This window comes from Rhodoferax sp. PAMC 29310, assembly GCF_017948265.1.
Classification (GTDB): Bacteria; Pseudomonadota; Gammaproteobacteria; order Burkholderiales; family Burkholderiaceae_C; genus Rhodoferax.
This window is the reverse complement of sequence record NZ_CP072852.1, coordinates 546093-565168: the sequence shown is the minus strand read 5'-3', so window position 1 is coordinate 565168 and position 19076 is coordinate 546093. Positions and strand designations below refer to the sequence as shown.

Sequence of the window (19076 nt, the reverse complement as noted above, 5' to 3'; positions counted from 1 at the left end):
GAACAAAGCGTCACCATGACACACCGGAGTCTGACACTGTCCTCGCTTGACCAGGCGACATTGGTGATGCCTGAGGATTTTGAGCGCCCACCCACTGAGACAGTGCTCCTGGTTGAGGACGAGCCTCGCCTGCTGCGCAGCCTCCAAGCCCTGCTTCAACATCAGGGCTTGGCGCTGACAGCTGCGTCAAGTGGTATGGAGGCCATTGAACAATTGCGGCAGTCCCGGTTTGATCTGGTAATTCTCGATCTGGGTCTGCCAGATATTGGGGGGCAGGAGATCATGGAGTTCATGAACCTGCACCAGATGGGGGCTCACGTCATCGTGACCAGTGGCGCGCCTGAGGTCGAGTCGGTCATTGGCGCACTGAAACGCGGCGCTTACGACTACCTGAGAAAGCCTTATGCCAGCGAGGAACTGTTAAAAACCATCGACAAAGCGCTGCAGCACCGGAGGCTACAGGCCGAAAACCGAAAAATTGCGTCCCAACTTGAAAGTTCCGAGCGGGTCTACCGTAACCTGGTGGACTGCTCCCCCGACATCATCTACACGCTGGATGACTCGGGGTGCTTCACATTTATCAACAACCGGGCGCGGGAACTGCTAGGGTTCACCCGAGAGGACCTTCTGGGCAAGCACTATTCCGAGTTGATTCACGACGAAGACATGGAGCGCGCCAACTACGTGTTTGGCGAAGCCAAGTACGACCGTCGATTGACGCGCAGCGTAGAGTTACGTTTCAAATCTATCAACCCGGACAACGCACCCCGCACTTTCAGCAATGAGCTGCTGAGAACCCCGACTCCCCCGGCTAACGGTTTGGCCCCAGACGCTGACGCTAGTGCGAAAATGTTTGGCATCTATGGCGTCGCGCGTGACATCACAGACAACCGTCAGGCCGACGAGTTGATCTCGCACCAGACCTACCACGACATCCTGACGGATTTGCCCAATCGGGTGCTGTTCAAGGACCGCTTGAGCCTGGCCATGTTTCAAGCTCGACGGAACGAATCCAAGCTGGCAGTCATGTTCATTGACCTGGACCGTTTCAAGCTGGTCAACGAATCGTTAGGGCATCGCATGGGCGACGAGCTCCTTCAGCAAACCGCCCTTCGCCTGAAAACCTGTCTGCGCCGGTGTGACACCCTGGCGCGCTTTGGGGACGATGAGTTCACTGCGATCTTGCCGGAACTGACCAGTCGGCAAGATGCCACGCTCATTGCCGACAAATTTCTGGAATGCATGAAGCCAGCGTTTGAACTGGCTGGCCACGCGATTCACATGACGGCCAGCATTGGCATCGCTTTTTACCCCGATAACGGCACTGAAATTGACGCCTTGATCCGGAGTTCTGGGATCGCGATGTACCAAATCAAGGCAGCCGGCAAAAATGGCCATGCCTTCTTTGACGACAGCATGCTGGATGCGTCCCGGAAAAACATTGAGTTGGAGCATCGTTTGCATCTGGCTCAGGACCAGGGCGAGCTGGAAATGCATTACCAGCCCCAACTGGACGTCACCACCGGAAAAATCATAGGCGCCGAAGCCTTGATGCGCTGGAACCACCCCGAACGCGGGTTATTGAGCGCGGGTGAGTTTTTGCCCCTGGCCGAGGACAACGGGCTGATCATCCCCATCAGCGACTGGATGCTGGAGGCCATCTGCCGTGACTTGCTGGCCTGGAATGCCACGGGTTGCGAGGGGATTCGCCTGTCCCTGAACCTCTCCCCCCAGTACCTGGATCGGGGTGACTTTTATGACAAGCTGCAAAGTGCGCTGTCACGCCACAACATCTCACCGACGCAAGTTGAGGTGGAGGTGACCGAAAACATCTGTATTCGCAATCCACAAGCGGCCATTAAACAGCTCGACAAACTCTGCCAATTGGGGGTGAGTGTGGCGATTGATGACTTTGGAACGGGCTATTCATCTCTGTCGTACCTTCATCGATTCCCGATTCACACCCTCAAAATTGACCGCTCTTTCATCATGGAAATTCATGATGAGAGCGCCCAGTTTCCCGTGGTGCTGGCCATTATTTCAATTGCAAAAGGGCTTGGCCTCAACCTCGTCGCGGAGGGCGTTGAAACCCCCATACAAGCCGCCTACCTCGAAAAATCGGGTTGCCGCATCATGCAGGGCTATCTGTACCACAAACCCATGCCGCAAAGCCGTATGCTGGTGCTGCTCACCGAGCAGGCAGGTCTGGCCTGAATCAGCCGTTCTGATCGTCGCAACCGCCCGTTGCAATCAAGGGCGCTGGCAGCGGCAAATCGATTGACTGATTCACCCTGCCCTCTTCAACTTTTTCTCAATCAACCGCTTTAAGCGCGGTTCGCAATGACGCACCCAATTCGGGCTTCTGGATAAATGGGTCGGTCGGGTTGCGCGCCAGCATGATGTCTTCCAACCGGCTTTGCACCGAGCCAATGGCTTTGGGGTGGCTGTAGATGTAGAACTGGCGCTGGCTGACGGCGTCAAACACAAGCCGGGCAACGTCCTCCGCACTGACCTTGCCAGAGCTGACCGCCTTGTCACTCATGGCTTGGCCAATCATCTGACTGCGCGTGGGTGCCGACGAAGCTTCTTTGGCGGGGCGATTTCGGTGGCTCTGGCTGATGCCTGTAGGCACAAAGAACGGGCACAAAACCGAGGCGCTGATTTGATCGGTGACCAAAGCCAGATCTTGGTACAAGGTCTCACTCAAGCTCACCACCGCGTGTTTGCTCACGTTGTAGATGCCCATATTGGGCGCGTTCACCAAGCCCGCCATACTGGCCGTGTTCACGATATGGCCCTCGTAGCCCGCATCCTGTCTGGCCGCGTCGAGCATCATGGGCGTGAACACACGAACACCGTGGGCCACACCCATCACATTCACGCCCAACACCCACTCCCAGTCCGCCGCAGTGCTTTCCCAAATCAAGCCCCCGGCGCCCACACCAGCGTTATTGAACACAAAGTGCGGGGCGCCAAAACGGGCTTGAACAGCGACGCCCAAGGCGTCCATTTCAGCAGCCTTGGATACGTCGACCTGAACCGCCAACACAGCAGCGCCCGCCGCCGTCAACTCTTGAGCCACCTTGTCTAGTGCGTCTTGCTGAACATCCACCAGCACAAGGTTCATGCCCAGTGCTGCGCCGATGCGAGCGCATTCCAGGCCAAAGCCAGAGCCAGCACCAGTCAACACCGCGGTTTTATTTTTAAATTCATTCATCTCAGTTCAACTCCAGTATTAAGGGGTCCAAAGCATCTCGATATGCTCAATGCCATCTTCCAAATAGGGCTTGCCCACATCGACAAAGCCGTGGCGGGCGTAGTAACTGGCCAACCGGGTCTGGGCGCCAATGCGAATGGGCTGCGAACCCCAATGCCTGCAAAGCGCGGCCACCGCCTCGGTGATCAACGCATGCCCCAAACCATTTCCACGCGCGTTGCGCCGGGTGGTCACCCGGCCAATACTCGCCTCGGCAAACTTGACGCCGGGCAAGAAGCATCGGGCATAGGCCAACAGGGTCCCGTCGCCGCCCTCCTCGCGCCCAAGCAAGTGCAGGGCAACCGAATCGGAGCCATCCAGATCTAGGAAGACACAATTTTGTTCGACCACGAAGACTTCACTGCGCAACTGCAGCAGTTCGTAGAAGTGGGTTGTGGTCAGATCACCAAAGGCACACCATGACCAGTTCATGGCGCGGTCAACGCTCACGATGCAATGACAGCCTTCAGCACATAGCCAATGCGCGGAAAGTAAACCTGCACAGTGCCGGCCCGCTCGTCCTGGCGACGCAGGGTGTAGTGCATTCGGGTGGCCGCTACCAACTCACCTTCGGTGGCTTCAGCCCCAAAGCTTTCCGATGTCACCGTTACTCGACTGCCCAATGGAATGCCGTGCTCATCCTGATAAGTGGTGTCATCTAGCGCGCTAGCCCCCGCCGTACCAGCACAGATAGCTATTGATTCAGTAGCAGATATCTTGCTCATCTGGCCAGAGCCGATGGCCGCCATGCGGTCCATCCAGGCCAGCACGGAGGACGTGGCCTCCAGAATATCGGCCAGCACCGTCACGCGGTGGCGGGTGAACCAAAGCGGGTGGTAGGCCGAGAAGTCTGCCACGCAGGGCGCATCACCCAAAAGGTAGTCTTGACCTTCCAGCATGTTGGCCAACCGACGCAAATACGATTTGTAGGCGGCGCTGGCGTCCAAAGCACGCAAGCGGGTCATGCCGGCGGTCATGGCTGCCCGGTCTGCGCCAAAGGCCTGGGCCACCTCCGGAGGTACACCACTGAACATGGCGGCAGCGCCCTTGGGCTGCAGGTTGTACGCCATGGCCGCCCAGAACAGGGTGCTGTCTGCCCACTGCGCCAACACCCTGGCCAGGCCTTTGTGTGCGGCGGGATACAACGCAGGCTCTGGTTGCAGGTGCTCCAGCACGTCGCAAATCAAGGCACTGTCGCAATAAATGTCGGAGCCTATTTGCAGAAACGGCGTCTTGCGGTAGCCGCCCGTCAAAGCCTGGACATCAGGCTTGGGCATGATAGACGGAATGATGACCGACTTCCAGGCCAGCTTTTTGTAGCCCAGTACCAACCGGATTTTTTCCGAGAAGGGTGACGTAGGGTAATGGTGAAGAATGAGGTCTGACATAGGGGTGTCCTTGTGCCTAGACCAGCTTGACCAGCTGCTTGCCGAAATTGCGGCCCTTCAGCAGCCCCAGAAAAGCTTCCGGGGCGGCCTTAATGCCGAGTGCAATCGACTCCCTGGGTTTGAGCTTGCCAGTGGCCACCTGCGTGCCCAATTCCTTGAGTGCTTCAGGCCATATTTCCATGTGTTCGCTCACAATGAATCCTTGGACTTTCAAACGGTTGACCAAAATCAAGGCGGGGTAGGTCAGCGGCAGCGGTGCACCGTCATAGCCTGCAATCATTCCGCACACGGCAATTCGGCCGAATGCATTCATTCGGGTCAGCACCGCGTCCAGCACCATGCCGCCGACGTTCTCGAAATAGCCGTCGATGCCCTTTGGGCAAGCGTCTTTGAGCGCTTTGGCCAAGGACGCTGCATCGGTGTGGGTTTTATAGTCGATGCAAGCGTCGTAGCCCAACTCCTCGACCGCGTACTTGCACTTCTTAGGGCCACCGGCAATGCCAACGGTATGACAGCCTCGCGCCTTCGACAGCGCCGCAAAAGCACTGCCCACCGCGCCCGTGGCGGCACTGATGACCATGGTGTCTCCCGCCTGGGGCGCAATGATCTTGACCAAGCCATACCACGCCGTCACTCCGGGCATGCCCACGGCGCCCAAATACGCGCTCAATGGAACATGCGTGGTATCGACTTTTCGCAAGGCACCGACTTGATTGGCATCAACGACGCTGTACTCCTGCCAGCCGCCCATGCCCACGACCTTGTCGCCGACCGCGAAGCGCTCGTTCTTCGATTCGACCACCTCGCCCACGGTGCCCCCCCCCATGGTTTCACCCAAGGCCTGCGGCATGGCGTAGCTCTTGGCATCGTTCATGCGGCCGCGCATGTAGGGGTCCAGGCTCAGGAAATGGTGGCGCACCAGAACCTGCCCGTCTTGCAGCGGCGGAGTCTCGCTGGCCACCAATTTGAAGTTGCTGGCCACGGCCTCTCCGTCAGGGCGGTTGTTGAGGTGGATTTGTTGGTTGCGGGGCATACATGTCTCCTTGATAGTTATTAATCGGTTGAGATGACGGACGCTGCGTCATCGGGGCGCGCATTCAATGGGTGGCTGCTTTTGGGCCCGGTGGGCAAACGCCGGACAAATTTAAACGTGCCGGTGGCATGCGCACAAGCGCGCCCCGCCTCGTCAAAAATGGTGCCTTCGGTGAAGGCCATGGTGGCGGTGCGGTGCATCAAGCGGCCTTTACCGACCAGCGCGCCACGGGCGGGCTGCATGAAGCTGGTTTTCATTTCGATGGTGACCGCGCCCATGTCGGGCTGTACGCTGCGCGCCGCCACGGCCATCGTGACATCCAGCAAAGTCATAAGCGCCCCGCCATGCGTGACGTTGAACGAGTTCAAGTGCTCAGGCTTGGGGGAGAAGGTGATCTCAGACAGTCCTCCCTCAAACAACTCCAGCTCAAAGCCCAGGTGTTCAACAAAGGGGATTTCCACACCAAATTTCATAGCCGCCTCAAAAGGTAATTCACGACCACCGGTGGCGAGTGCTTCTTTCATTTCTCAGATGAAGCCACCCGACTCGGCGCGCGAAGCCGTTGCCAACACAGCAACGGTTGATCTACCGAGCTTAGCCGCCTGTGACGACGCTGACGCCGCCGTCCACCGCCAGCCATTGGCCGGTGATGTGCTTGCCCGCATCAGAGGCGAACAATAGGCACAGTCCTTTCAGGTCTTCATCGTCGCCCAAGCGCTTGAGCGGCGCGGACGCAGCCAGCTTTTCCTCGCCCAGGGCCGCCAGGGTGCCCATGGTCATTTTGCTGGGGAAGAAGCCGGGGCAAATGGCATTCACATTGATGTTGTACTTGCCCCATTCCGCACCCAGCGTGCGGGTGAAGTTAATCACCGCACCTTTGGAGGTGTTGTAGGCAATCGTCGTCATGCCCTCAGGGTTGCCCCCCAGACCGGCAATGGAGGCCACGTTGATGATGCGCCCCGAACGGCGGGCAATCATGCTTCGCTTGGCAATGACCTGGCTCAGCAAAAAGTAGCCCCGCACGTTCAGGTTCATCACTTTGTCCCAGGCGTCAATCGGGTGATCTTCAGCGGGTGCGCCCCATGCGGCGCCAGCGTTGTTAACCAGAATGTCGACATCGCCCAGGCGTTGCAGGGTTTCATCCGCCAGACGATTAATTTCGGACTCTTTCGCACAATCAGCGGCCACCCAGCGGGCATCAATACCGGCGGCTTGAAGCTGCGCCACGGCCTGCTCCAGGTCCTCGGCCTTGCGTGATGTGATCAGCACCTTGGCACCGGCCTCACCCAGCGCATGCGCCATTTGCAAGCCCAGGCCGCGCGAGCCGCCGGTGACCAGTGCGGTCTTGCCAGTAAGGTCGAAAAGCTGTTGAATCGTGCGTGCCATGTGAACGTTCCTTTGTGGTGAATTAACAAAAACTCATTGTCTTGGGAATGGGGAACGATTCATGTCCCGTGGGTGATAAGCAGGTCGATCAACCTGACACGTTCAGCACCAGTCGCCCAATGACGTGGGCTTGCTCATGGGGCGGCAACAGATGGGTCTGATTCGACGGCGGATAATTTGGCCAATCGGCCGTCGATTTCCTCGCGCTCAGCAAGATCATCACCTGCCAGTTTGATGAACACCTTCTCTGGCACCACTTGGTATCGCCGGCGATTGTTGTGCAGATGCATAGGCCGCCAACCCTTCGAGGCCAGCCACCCCCAGAACTCGTCATCCATCGCGTATTTCACGCGAAGACGCAACGGACCCCGAACAATGCTGCTCCCCACTGAGGGTCTCTCTCTGGCGGGCGGCACCTGGCGCACCTGCCGCACGCCGGCCAATGTTCGCAAACGATCAAAAATTCTTCCAAACACCATCAAAGCGCCCTCCCCAATGCTCTTGCTGAAAACTTAGCGCGTGACATCTGCGACACGACTGATTGATCCTTTAACCTGAGTCAATTCAGCCAGCTTGTCGTGTTTCAATCTTTGACAAACATCATGCGCTATCTAGCTTGTGTGTCAAGCTTGAGTCAAGTGGGGAGAAACATAGAAAAATTGCGCGCCGAACGTCAGACCAGAGCGTCGATTGACACGCCTGAGATCAAGGTCTCAGGCATTTCAGGGGCAAAGCGGCGTTCTGCCCCATGTGTCAGAAAGCCTCTTCTGGCATGGCCGCACAGGTGGGGTCGCGGTTCTCAACCACCTTCAGCCAGGCTTCCACCTTGGGTAGCTCATAGTGGTAAAAATAGGTGGTAGCCCTTATTTTTCCTTCAGAAGACGCGACTGATTGCATAGCATCACCCTCCAATACGGCCAGAGCAACGTCAAGCCAGATCCAGGCCAGAACGGTGTGACCAAAAGCCTGCATGTAGGGCACGGCGTTGGCCAGCGCATCATTCGGCTCACCGGTAGACCAGGCCGCTTGCGTCGCATGAATCACCCGCTTCAATGCCTGCGCCAGGGCCTCGGCGTGCGGCGCCAAGGTTGGCACCAGCTGAGCACGCTTCATCGTGGCCGTGATGCGCGCGGCCAAAAGAATCAGCCCCTTGCCGTTTTCCATCAACACCTTGCGTCCCAGCAGGTCCAAGGCCTGAATACCGTGGGTACCTTCGTGAATCATGTTCAGCCGGTTGTCGCGCCAATACTGCTCCACCGGAAAGTCGCGGGTATAGCCGTAACCGCCATGGACCTGAATCGCCAGGGAGTTGGCCTCTAGACACCACTCGCTGGGCCAGCTTTTCGCAATTGGCGTCAGCACCTCCAGCAATAACCGGGCCTCGTCCGCCGCATCGGCGGTGCCCGTGTGTTGTTCATCCACCAGGCGGGCGCAGTACAGCGCCAAGGCCAAGGCGCCCTCACAATAAGATTTTTGCGCCAGCAGCATGCGCTTGACGTCGGCATGTTCGATGATCCGCACCTGAGGCTGCGCTGGGTCTTTGCCACCCGCGCTGATGGGGCGCCCTTGTGGCCGGCCCTTGGCATAGTCAAGGGAGGCGTAGTAACCCGCCATGCCCAGCATGGTGGCGCCAATGCCCACGGCAATGCGGGCGCCGTTCATCATGTGGAACATGCATTGCAAGCCCTTGCCCGGCTGACCGACCAAATAGCCGACTGCGCCCGCACCCTGGCCGTCCAGCCCCCCACTGACGCTGGTGACGGGGTACTTGCCTTCGCCAAAGTTCAGCATCGTGTTGGTGGTGCCGCGCCAGCCCAGTTTATGGTTCAAACCGGCCAAGGCCACGTCGTTGCGCTCACCCGTCAGTTGACCCTTGTCGTTCACCATCTTCTTGGGAACCACAAACAGCGAGATACCTTTGGTCCCGGGGATCAGCTTGCCGTCCGGGCCAGGAATTTTGGCTAACACGAGGTGAATGATGTTCTCGGTCAATTCATGTTCACCGGCGGAGATCCACATCTTGTTGCCTTTGATGCGGTAACGCGGACCCAAAGGGTCGGTCGCCGAATCATCGCCATCAGGCACCGCGCGCGTCACCACGTCACTCAAACTGGAGCCCGCCTGTGGCTCGGACAGACACATGGTGCCCGACCACGCGCCGGAGAATTCGTTTTTGGCAAACACTTCTTTCTGCATCGATGTGCCATGTACCATCAATAAACTCGCGTTGCCAGTCGTGAGCATGCCCGCGCCCATGCCAATCGATGCACAGCCAAAGAAAGCATTGGCAGCCGACTCCACAGTAAACGGCAATTGCATGCCACCCATCTCAAAGTCTTGCGCCGCGCCCAACATGCCAGAGGCAACATAAGCGTCGTGGGCATCCTGGGTGCAGGCCGGCAGAATAACTTTCTCGCCGTCAAACTTCGGCTCCTCGGCATCAATCATTCGGTTAAATGGCGCGTATTTTTCACGGGCAATGCGCTCGCAGGTGTCCATCACCGCGTCAAAGGTTTCACGCGAATGATCGGCAAACCGGTCGCGCTCATTCAGCGAGTCGGCCTTCAGCCATTGGTACAACAGAAAATCGAGGGTAGGACGCAGGGACATGGTGGATTCCGTTCGAAAAAAAAGCCGGACCGCTTGCATCAGCGGCCCAGCTTGGAGAGATCAGGCCGAGATCGGCACCGGCTGCTTAAAGCACTTCAAAAATACCTGCCGCGCCCATGCCGCCACCAATACACATGGTGACACACACACGCTTGGCACCGCGGCGTTTTCCTTCAATCAGGGCGTGACCGGTCAGGCGTTGACCGCTGACGCCGTAGGGGTGGCCCACAGCAATGGCGCCACCATTCACATTCAACCGGTCCGCAGGAATGCCGAGCTTGTCGCGGCAGTACAGCACTTGCACAGCAAAGGCTTCGTTCAGTTCCCACAAATCGATGTCGCTAACCTTCAGGCCCAAGCGTGCCAGCACCTTGGGGATGGCAAACACGGGGCCAATGCCCATCTCGTCTGGCTCGCAACCGGCGACGGCAAAGCCGAGGAAGCGACCCAATGGCTTGAGGCCTTTTTTCTCAGCCAGCTTTTCGTGCATCACCACCACGGCGCCACCGCCGTCGGAAAACTGGCTGGCGTTGCCGGCCGTGATCAAACCGCCTGGCACCGCAGAGCGCAGTCCACTGATCCCTTCTTTGGTGGTGCCGGCACGAATGCCTTCGTCGTCACTGACGGTGACCTTCTTCGTCGTAAGACCCATGACCTTGTCGGCCACACCCATGATCACGGTGATAGGCGCGATTTCGTCCTTGAACAGACCCGCTGCCAACGCGGCCGTGGCACGCTGTTGGCTGGCGGCGCCGTACTCGTCCATGGCGTCGCGGCTGATGTTGTAGCGCTTGGCCACGTTCTCAGCCGTTTGCAACATGTTCCAGTAAATCTCTGGCTTGTTCTTGACCAACCACGGGTCAGCCAGCATGTGCTGGTTCATCTCCTGCTGCACGCAGGAAATCGCTTCCACACCGCCGGCCACATAGATGTCGCCCTGACCAGCAATGATGCTCTGAGCGGCGGTAGCAATGGTTTGCAAGCCGGATGAACAAAAACGGTTGATCGTCATACCGGAAACTGTGACGGGGCAGCCGGCGCGCAAGGCGATCTGTCGTGCGATGTTGGAACCAGTGGCGCCCTCAGGCGTGGCGCAACCCATGATCACGTCGTCCACCTCACCGGCTTCGATGCCGGCGCGGGAGATGGCGTGCTCGACCGCATGGCCACCCAATGTGGCGCCATGGGTCATGTTGAAGGAGCCCTTCCAGCTTTTGGCCAGGGGGGTGCGAGCGGTAGAAACAATTACAGCGGAGGTCATGGTGCTTGTCTTTCTGATGTCTGGGTTCAGTTGAAGGTCTTGCCTTCGGCGGCGAGCTTGGCCAACAAAGGCGCAGGCTTCCAGAATGCAGCGTCGTCCAGCGGGTTCTGCGCAAAGCGGTTCATGGCTTGCACGACATTGAACAGGCCCACTTCGTCGGCGTAATTCATGGGGCCACCGCGGTAAGGAGGGAATCCATAACCAAAGATGTACACGATGTCGATGTCGCTGGCCTTGTTGGCAATGCCTTCTTCCAGAATATGAGCGGCTTCATTCACCAGCGAGAACACGAGACGCTGAACGATTTCCTCGTCAGAGATCTTGCGGGGGTTGATGCCCAGGCTTTCGCGGTGAGTGGCAATCATCTGCTCCACTTCCGCGTTAGGAATGGCATCGCGCTTGCCAGCGACATAGTCATACCATCCGGCGCCGGTTTTTTGACCGAAACGGCCCTTCTCGCACAGCAGGTCAGCAGTTTTACTGTACTTCATGTCTGGCTTTTCCTGGTAGCGACGCTTGCGGATCGCCCAGCCAATGTCATTTCCCGCCAAGTCACCCATGCGGAACGGACCCATGGCGAAGCCAAACTTCTCAACCGCTTTGTCCACTTGGGCTGGTGTGCAGCCTTCGTCCAACAGGAAGCCACCTTGACGGCCATATTGTTCGATCATGCGATTGCCGATGAAGCCGTCACACACGCCAGACAACACGGCGGTTTTGCGAATTTTCTTAGCCACGGTCATGACCGTAGCCAGCACGTCTTTGCCTGTTTTAGCACCACGAACCACCTCCAGCAACTTCATGACGTTGGCGGGGCTGAAAAAGTGCATACCGACCACGTCTTCGGGACGCTTGGTGAAGGCCGCGATTTTGTCCACATCCAGCGTTGAGGTGTTAGAGGCCAGAATGGCACCGGGCTTCATGACCCGGTCCAGCTCTTTAAACACGGCCTCTTTCACACCCAGCTCTTCAAACACCGCTTCGATCACCATGTCGGCGTCTGACAGATCGTCGTAGCTGAGCGTCGTGCTCAGCAGACTCATGCGTTGCTCATACTTGTCTTGCTTGAGTTTGCCTTTTTTAACCTGCGATTCGTAATTTTTGGCAATGATGGCCAGGCCGCGATCCAGCGCGTCCTGCTTCATCTCCAGCATCTTGACGGGAATGCCAGCATTCAAGAAGTTCATGGCAATACCGCCACCCATGGTACCGGCGCCAATAATTGCTACCAAATTAATAGCGCGCTGCGCTGTATCTGCGGGGACATCATGTATTTTCGATGCTGCACGCTCGGCCATGAAGACATGGCGCAGTGCGCGACTCTCTGGACTCCACATCAGGTTGACGAAGATGTCACGCTCAGTGACCATGCCCACATCAAACTTCTGCTTTGTCGCGGCTTCAACCGCGTCCACACACTTGGCGGGCGCAGGGTAGTTTTTGGCCATGCCTTTGACCATATTGCGAGCGAACTGGAAATACGCGTCGCCTTGCGGGTGACGGCAAGGCAGGTTGCGCACCAAGGGTAACGGCCGCGCTTCTGAGACGTCCATGGCATAAGCAAGCGCTTCAGCGGCCAGCGCTTCTGCACTACTGGCAATCTTGTCAAATAGCTTTTGTCCCGGAATCATGGCGAGCAACTCGCTCTTGACGGGCTCACCGCTGACAATCATGTTCAGCGCGGGTTCCACACCCAATGCACGTGGTAAACGTTGTGTACCGCCGGCACCGGGAATCAAGCCCAGTTTGACCTCAGGCAATGCCACGCTGCAACCAGGCGCCGCAATGCGGTAGTGGCAACCCAGTGCCAACTCCAACCCACCGCCCATACAAACAGAGTGAACGGCAGCGACCACCGGCTTGGCCGAATTCTCGACAGCCAAAATCACGCTGAGCAAATTGGGCTCTTGCAATGCCTTAGGGCTCCCAAATTCCTTAATGTCTGCACCGCCCGAAAACGCTTTTCCAGCGCCAGTGATGACGATGGCCTTGACAGCGACGTCTGAGTTAGCCTTAACCAAGCCATCAGTTACAGCCAGCCGGGTGGAATGACCCAGACCATTGACAGGGGGGTTATTGAGCGTAATCACGGCGATAGCGCCATGAACTTTGTATTCAGCGGTCATGCTTGCAATCCTCGGAAGTAAAAATAGTACGATCGTTCTTTTTCATTGTAGAACCCTCAACTCCCGGCCCAGCAAGGGTTAACCCTCAACCAGTCGCAGTTGAGACAATAGCCTAAACCTCCAGCCATTCCTTGCGGATGTCATGGTCTTTCCGCAGGGCGTCCGGGGTGCCCTCGAACACGATACTTCCGTGTCCCATGACAAGGCAACGATCCGAAATATCCATGGCGATGGTCAGTTTCTGCTCAATCAGGAGCACCGAGATGCCCCGTTTTTTAAGCTCTGTCAGATAGTGAGCGACCAATTCCACAATTTTTGGCGCCAGGCCCTCTGTCGGTTCATCAATGATGATCAGATCGGGGTCTCCCATCAGCGTGCGGCAAAGGGTCAACATCTGCTGCTCACCGCCAGACATGACACCCGCGGCCGTGTGTTGGCGCTCTTTCAGGCGGGGGAACATCTGGTACATGTCGTCAAACGACCAACGACCCGACTTGCGAGTGCTTTTTTCTCCTAAGTGGAGATTCTGCTCGACCGTTAAGTTGGGGAAAATATCGCGGCTTTCAGGCACATAGCCCAAGCCAAAGTGCGCAATTTCGTAGGTCTTTTTGCCGAGTATTTGTTCTCCCCGCCAAAGGATCGAGCCTTCGCACTCCACCAAGCCCATGATGGCCTTGGCTGTGGTCGATCGGCCCGAGCCATTTCGCCCTAGCAAGGAAACGATTTCCCCAGCACCGACGTCAAGATGCACCCCGTGGAGCACATGACTCTTTCCGTAAAACGCTTGCAGATTTTCAATTTTTAGCATGGTCAATGTCCTTGTGCCTGCAAATCTGCCACCGAAGAACCCAAGTAGGCCTCTTGAACACGCTGACTCGCGCGGACCGCATCAGGCACGTCATAGGCCAATATTTCGCCATAGACAACCACAGCAATTTTGTCGGCCAATCCGAATACCACCCCCATGTCGTGCTCCACAGTTAACAGCGTTTTACCCACAGTTACGGTCTTGATCAGTTCGATGAAGCGACTGGTCTCTGACTTACTCATGCCCGCCGTCGGCTCGTCCAACAAGATGACGCTTGCCCCACCCGCAATAGTGATGCCAATTTCCAGGGCGCGTTGCTCGGCATATGTCAAGTTCACGGCCAACACATCACGCTTCTTGTCTAGCTTGACCATCTCCATCAACTCACTAGCTCGGTCGTTGGCGTCATCCAGGTCATTCAAAAATTTCAAGAAGGTGTACTTGTAGCCGAGACTCCATAGGACACCGCAACGCAAATTCTCAAACACACTGAGTTTGGGGAAAATATTGGTGATTTGGAAGCTGCGGCTCAAACCCATACGGTTAATCTCAAACGGCCGCTTGCCATTCAGGCGTTGACCGTTGAGTAATACATCGCCACTAGTGGGCTCGAATCGGCCACTGATCAGGTTGAATAAGGTGGATTTCCCTGCTCCATTGGGACCGATGATGCCGACACGCTCGCCAGCAGGAATGGCCAAGTCAATGCCGCGAATAATTTCGGTCTTGCCAAAGCTCTTGCGCAAATTCTTCAGCTCTAACGCATAAGTCATAGCTTCTCCCGACGTTTGATTTCTTTCTCGATTTCTTCCTGGATTTGTCCCCATTTCACCGCAAATTTACGACGACACAACTCAAACAAACCCAAACCAATCACCAGCACGACCAAGGCGCCTAACCAGCTTTCTAGACTCTTCGAGTCCAGGGTGGTGCCCATGAACTCCAACTCAGAACCAAATGCTGCATGCGTCTGTAGGTGATAAACCATTTCAATCATGGCGCCCGCGCCAGCCAACACCACCACGGCGGTTCCGGCCAAGGCCAAGTAGCTGAGCCCCAGCTTGCGCAAATGCCCAAACATGGCTACCCGCAAGTTCATCATGATCAGCGACGCGACACCGCCAGGCGCAAACATCACCATAAACAAAAAGACCAGCCCCAAATACAACAACCACGCTTGCGTGAACTCCGACAACATCACAAAGGCGAGCACCATCAACACTGCGCCAATGATGGGGCCAAAAAAGAAGGTCGCACCGCCCAGGAAGGTGAACAGCAAATAGGCGCCAGAGCGGTGGCTGCTGACCACCTCAGACGTCACAATTTCGAAATTCAGCGCGGACAATCCGCCTGAAATACCTGCAAAAAAAGCAGCCACAATGAAAGAGATGTAGCGAACCTTTTGCGTGTCATAACCCACAAACTCGACCCGCTCCGGGTTGTCTCGCACGGCATTGAGCATGCGCCCCAAGGGGGTGCGAGTGAAGGCAAACATCAGCCCTGTGCACACAAAGGTATAGATAGCAATCAGGTAATACAGTTGAATCTGTGGCCCGTAGCTGATACCAAAAGGCTTGGCACCCACTACCCGGTTACCCGACACGCCGCCCTCCCCGCCAAAAAACTCAGGAAACATCAAGGACATGGCCCAAACTAGCTCGCCAATACCCAGCGTGATCATGGCAAAAGTGGTGGAGGACTTTTTCGTCGTGACCCACCCCAGTAGTACGGCCACCAGCATGCTTCCCAGTCCACCCGCAATCGGAACCAGACTGACAGGCAAAGGCAAGCCATCGGTCACCCGATTCAGCGTGTGGATGGCCAAAAATGATCCCATGCCCGAATACACCGCGTGGCCGAAACTGAGCATGCCCCCCTGCCCAAGCAAAATGTTATAGCTCAAACACACAATGATGGCGATGCCCATCTGGCTGAGCATGGTGTGGCTCAGGCTGCTTTTAAGTACCAGAGGTGCACACAGCAACACCAAAGCAAACAGCGACCAGACGACGATACGCCCCACATTCAAGGGCTTGAATTCGTAAACTTGACTTCGAGCTTGACTACTCATGGTTCAACCCTCCCTAGTACCGAGAAGACCCTTGGGCCGAAAGATAAGAATCAGAACCAGAAACAAATAGGGCAAGATCGGCGCGACCTGACTCACTTTGAGTTTCAAAATAGGATAGGCAAACGCATCAGGGGTCAGCATGACACCCAATGCCTTCAGCGTCGACAGTAGCGACACGTCAATGGCCACAGCAAATGTCTGCAACACACCAATCAGCAGCGACGCGAGAAACGCACCCGCCAAAGACCCCATGCCACCAACGACGACAACCACAAAAATAATGCCCCCTAATGACAAGGCCATCGTGGGCTCTGTCACATAGGCATTACCGCCGATCACCCCTGCCAATCCAGCCAAGGCGCAACCGCCGCCGAAAACCAACATAAAAACGCGGGGCACATTGTGCCCAAGGGACTCCACCATATGAGGGTGAGTTAGCGCGGCCTGAATGACCAGCCCAATCCGTGTCTTGGTCAGCATCAGCCAAATGGCAATCAGCATCAACACTGCCACCAACATCATGAAGCCCCGGTACATCGGGAACTGTGTTCCAAAAATAGTAAACAAAGGCCCATCCAGCACGTCAGGCACGCGGTAATCAACTGCGCCCCGACCCCAGACTAACTGCACAACCTCACCCACCACATAACTCAACCCAAAGGTAATTAGCAACTCCGGCACGTGACCGAACTTGTGAACCCGGCGAAGCGCGTATTTTTCAAACGCAGCCCCCAACAAGCCCACCAGAATTGGGGCCAGCACCAAAGCGGGCCAGAAGCCAACGATTGAGGTGATGGTGTAAGCAAAGTAGGCGCCCACCATATAAAAAGATGCATGCGCAAAATTCAGCACGCCCATCATGCTGAAAATCAGCGTCAAACCGGAGCTCAACATGAATAGCAGTAAACCGTAGCTGATGCCGTTCAGCAACGAAATTGTGAAAAACTCCATGGCGTACTCTTAGTTATTGTTGGAAAGATCAGCACATGCAGGCATGGCCGCCCCCTGCGACAAGCAGACAAAAAAATGCCGGGCGCCTCCTAGGCTCACCCGGCGTTGTCACGCGACTGGCACTAGCTAGGGCGCTTCATCTGGCAGCTCGTGGGAGTTGCGGCCACATAGGACTCAATGTACTTCACTGGTGCAAAGGTGTAACCGGTCTTTTCTACGCTGTAAGCATTTTTGCTGTCCACTTTTTGCCACTTGGAGATGTACAAACCTTGCAGCATCTGGTGATCTGTCTTGCGCATTTCAGACTCACCATTGAAGCCCTTGAACTTCAGGCCTTCCATTGCTGCCGCCACTTTGACCGGGTCGGTTGACTTGGCCTTGGCCATCGCCTCGCCCAACATCACAATGCCGTTGTAAACGGAGAACGTATAGAAGTCGTCCCCAAATTTCTTTTGGTACTCGTCTGTCAGCTTGCCCATGACTCCCGTGTAGTTGGAATGGGCATAGGAGATTTGATACACCTCGCTGTCACCGCCGGCCGCCAATACAGTGGGCGTGCCAGAGACAGCCGCGTAGTAGGTGTACATGGGCAATTTGAGACCCGCATCGTTGATTGCCTTGATGAACAAGGTCAAGTCAGCGCCCCAGTTGCCGGTGACGATGGTGTCCGCGCCCGACTGCTTGATCTTCGCAACATACGGGGCAAAGTCCTTGACTTGACCCAATGGAACCAAATCTTCACCTGCTATGGTTACATCCGGGCGTTTGCGACTGATACCTTCTTTGAAGTACTTGGCTACTTGATGACCATGTGAGTAATTCTGGTTCAGCAGATACACCTTTTTAACGGCCGGCTGATCTTTCATGAAACTGGTGAGTGCCTCCATCTTTTGCGATGTATCGGCATCCAAGCGGAAGTGCCAGTAGCTACACTTCTCATTGGTCAAAGAAGGGTCAACCGCGGCGTAGTTCAGATAAACAACTTCTTTCCCGGGGTTGCGGTCATTGTGTTTGGACACAGCATCAGACAAGGCCAGAGCGGCGCCTGAACCGTTACCCTGAACGATATAGCGGAAACCTTGGTCGACGGCGGCCTTGAACGTGCTCAATGCCTCCTGTGGAGAACCTTTGCTGTCCATACCCACAATTTCAAACTTGACGCCTGCTGGATTGTTGCTCGCTGCCAGCTTTTCAGCGACGAACTGCCAACTTTTCAGTTGATTCCCGCCCACATTAGCCATAGGGCCGGACAGGCCCTCAATCATTGCGATTTTCACAGTCTCGCCCTTTTGAGCGTATGCCCCGCCAAAACACATCACAGCAGCAGTGGCCGCAATAACCTTCATCGTAAATTTCATGGAAACTCCTGAGTTAGATCAATTAACACCTCTGCAGAGTACAAGCGATTTCCGATAGTCCAGCGAGGGATTTCCCTAGCGCGAATCACCCATGTGACAGAGCAACACCGAAATACGCTGAAAAGTCCAAGGCTTCAGCTCCATGTAGGCAAGGGAAATTGCCCCTGATCAGCAGAGCAACGGCTTGTTTTTTCCAAGCTGCGCGGGTCAGCCAGGGCGTACAGACACAGCCAATGGAAGGCGTCTCGCCATCGCCATCAGCGGGTTCTAAGGATCGGCAATCAATGCCAGGTCGTATCGACTCTTGGGTGGTTGTGCTGCGGCCCAATATTTCAGAGCGTGCGGTCAAAACTTCAGCATTGAGGACAGCGCCGTTTTCGGCGACCTTGATTTCGCCCAATCCGACAGCAACAACAGGCGTGCCACCTCGGGCGCAGCCCGCAGCCAAAGGTCACCCCATGTACATCACCGCCAGAAGGCCCAGCCGCGCCCAAGCGCGGTCAAAAAACGCCCCAATCGGACGGAGCTAGTCACCTTGAGTGGGCTGCTGGCGATCACCACGCGGCTGTCCGGAGGGGGATGGACCTTAGCCCTCTCCTTCATGGTCCACCAGGGGTAGTTCAATAAGCGTGTTACGTCGTCGCTTTGCAGGTCGACCTTTTCCTTGGGAGGGCCAAGGGATCAAAGGTATTTATCGGCTTTTCTCATCAGGCTTCATCGACAAGGTTTTTTTGAGAGGAAAAAATTGAAAGCCCATTATTGCGAGCCAGTCAGTCCCGCCGCATTTTCATGAAGCGATCGACTACCTCCCGGCGATCCTTGCTCGGC

General features: G+C 56.3%; 16 protein-coding genes. 1 reads left to right on the top strand and 15 read right to left on the bottom strand.

Annotated elements, in window-relative coordinates; genetic code table 11:
- The first annotated feature begins 15 nt into the window (after positions 1-15).
- A complete protein-coding gene (locus J8G15_RS02580; RefSeq protein WP_210545892.1) occupies positions 16-2214 on the top strand; it encodes an EAL domain-containing protein in 2199 nt (732 codons plus the stop codon).
- A gap of 97 nt (positions 2215-2311) precedes the next feature.
- Here the strand turns inward: J8G15_RS02580 and J8G15_RS02575 are convergent, their stop codons facing one another.
- From J8G15_RS02575 to J8G15_RS02505, 15 genes are all read right to left on the bottom strand, one after another.
- Positions 2312-3217, bottom strand: coding sequence for an SDR family oxidoreductase (locus J8G15_RS02575; protein ID WP_210545890.1), 906 nt, complete (start codon positions 3215-3217; stop codon positions 2312-2314).
- 18 nt (positions 3218-3235) lie between these two features.
- Entirely contained in the window at positions 3236-3706 is a 471-nt protein-coding gene (locus J8G15_RS02570; RefSeq protein ID WP_240538414.1) for a GNAT family N-acetyltransferase, read from the bottom strand.
- Positions 3703-4644: a glutathione S-transferase family protein gene (locus tag J8G15_RS02565; RefSeq protein WP_210545888.1), complete on the bottom strand. Its 942-nt coding sequence runs from the start codon at positions 4642-4644 to the stop codon at positions 3703-3705. Before J8G15_RS02565 ends, J8G15_RS02570 begins: the two co-directional genes overlap by 4 nt.
- Before the next feature lie 16 nt (positions 4645-4660).
- A complete protein-coding gene (locus J8G15_RS02560; protein ID WP_210545886.1) occupies positions 4661-5677 on the bottom strand; it encodes an NADP-dependent oxidoreductase in 1017 nt (338 codons plus the stop codon).
- 20 nt (positions 5678-5697) lie between these two features.
- Positions 5698-6150, bottom strand: a complete 453-nt coding sequence (locus J8G15_RS02555; protein ID WP_210547428.1) for a PaaI family thioesterase — start codon at positions 6148-6150, stop codon at positions 5698-5700.
- A gap of 121 nt (positions 6151-6271) precedes the next feature.
- Complete coding sequence (locus J8G15_RS02550) at positions 6272-7063, bottom strand: SDR family oxidoreductase (protein ID WP_210545884.1); 792 nt, start codon at positions 7061-7063, stop codon at positions 6272-6274.
- A gap of 134 nt (positions 7064-7197) precedes the next feature.
- Positions 7198-7542 (bottom strand): hypothetical protein, encoded by a 345-nt coding sequence (locus J8G15_RS02545; protein WP_210545882.1) that lies wholly within the window; start codon positions 7540-7542, stop codon positions 7198-7200.
- 274 nt (positions 7543-7816) lie between these two features.
- Positions 7817-9673: an acyl-CoA dehydrogenase gene (locus J8G15_RS02540; protein ID WP_210545880.1), complete on the bottom strand. Its 1857-nt coding sequence runs from the start codon at positions 9671-9673 to the stop codon at positions 7817-7819.
- Between the two features lie 85 nt (positions 9674-9758).
- Entirely contained in the window at positions 9759-10934 is a 1176-nt protein-coding gene (locus tag J8G15_RS02535; protein ID WP_210545878.1) for an acetyl-CoA C-acyltransferase, read from the bottom strand.
- Positions 10935-10960: 26 nt separating this feature from the next.
- A complete protein-coding gene (locus tag J8G15_RS02530) occupies positions 10961-13060 on the bottom strand; it encodes a 3-hydroxyacyl-CoA dehydrogenase NAD-binding domain-containing protein (RefSeq protein ID WP_210545876.1) in 2100 nt (699 codons plus the stop codon).
- A 112-nt stretch (positions 13061-13172) separates the two neighbouring features.
- A complete protein-coding gene (locus tag J8G15_RS02525) occupies positions 13173-13868 on the bottom strand; it encodes an ABC transporter ATP-binding protein (protein ID WP_210545875.1) in 696 nt (231 codons plus the stop codon).
- 2 nt (positions 13869-13870) lie between these two features.
- Positions 13871-14641 carry an ABC transporter ATP-binding protein gene (locus tag J8G15_RS02520; RefSeq protein WP_210545872.1) on the bottom strand — a complete coding sequence of 257 codons (771 nt, stop codon included), beginning with the start codon at positions 14639-14641 and terminating at the stop codon, positions 13871-13873.
- Positions 14638-15939, bottom strand: coding sequence for a branched-chain amino acid ABC transporter permease (locus tag J8G15_RS02515; protein WP_210545870.1), 1302 nt, complete (start codon positions 15937-15939; stop codon positions 14638-14640). Before J8G15_RS02515 ends, J8G15_RS02520 begins: the two co-directional genes overlap by 4 nt.
- A gap of 3 nt (positions 15940-15942) precedes the next feature.
- Positions 15943-16890 carry a branched-chain amino acid ABC transporter permease gene (locus J8G15_RS02510; RefSeq protein ID WP_210545868.1) on the bottom strand — a complete coding sequence of 316 codons (948 nt, stop codon included), beginning with the start codon at positions 16888-16890 and terminating at the stop codon, positions 15943-15945.
- 122 nt (positions 16891-17012) lie between these two features.
- Entirely contained in the window at positions 17013-18248 is a 1236-nt protein-coding gene (locus J8G15_RS02505; RefSeq protein WP_210545866.1) for a branched-chain amino acid ABC transporter substrate-binding protein, read from the bottom strand.
- Between the last annotated feature and the right edge of the window lie 828 nt (positions 18249-19076).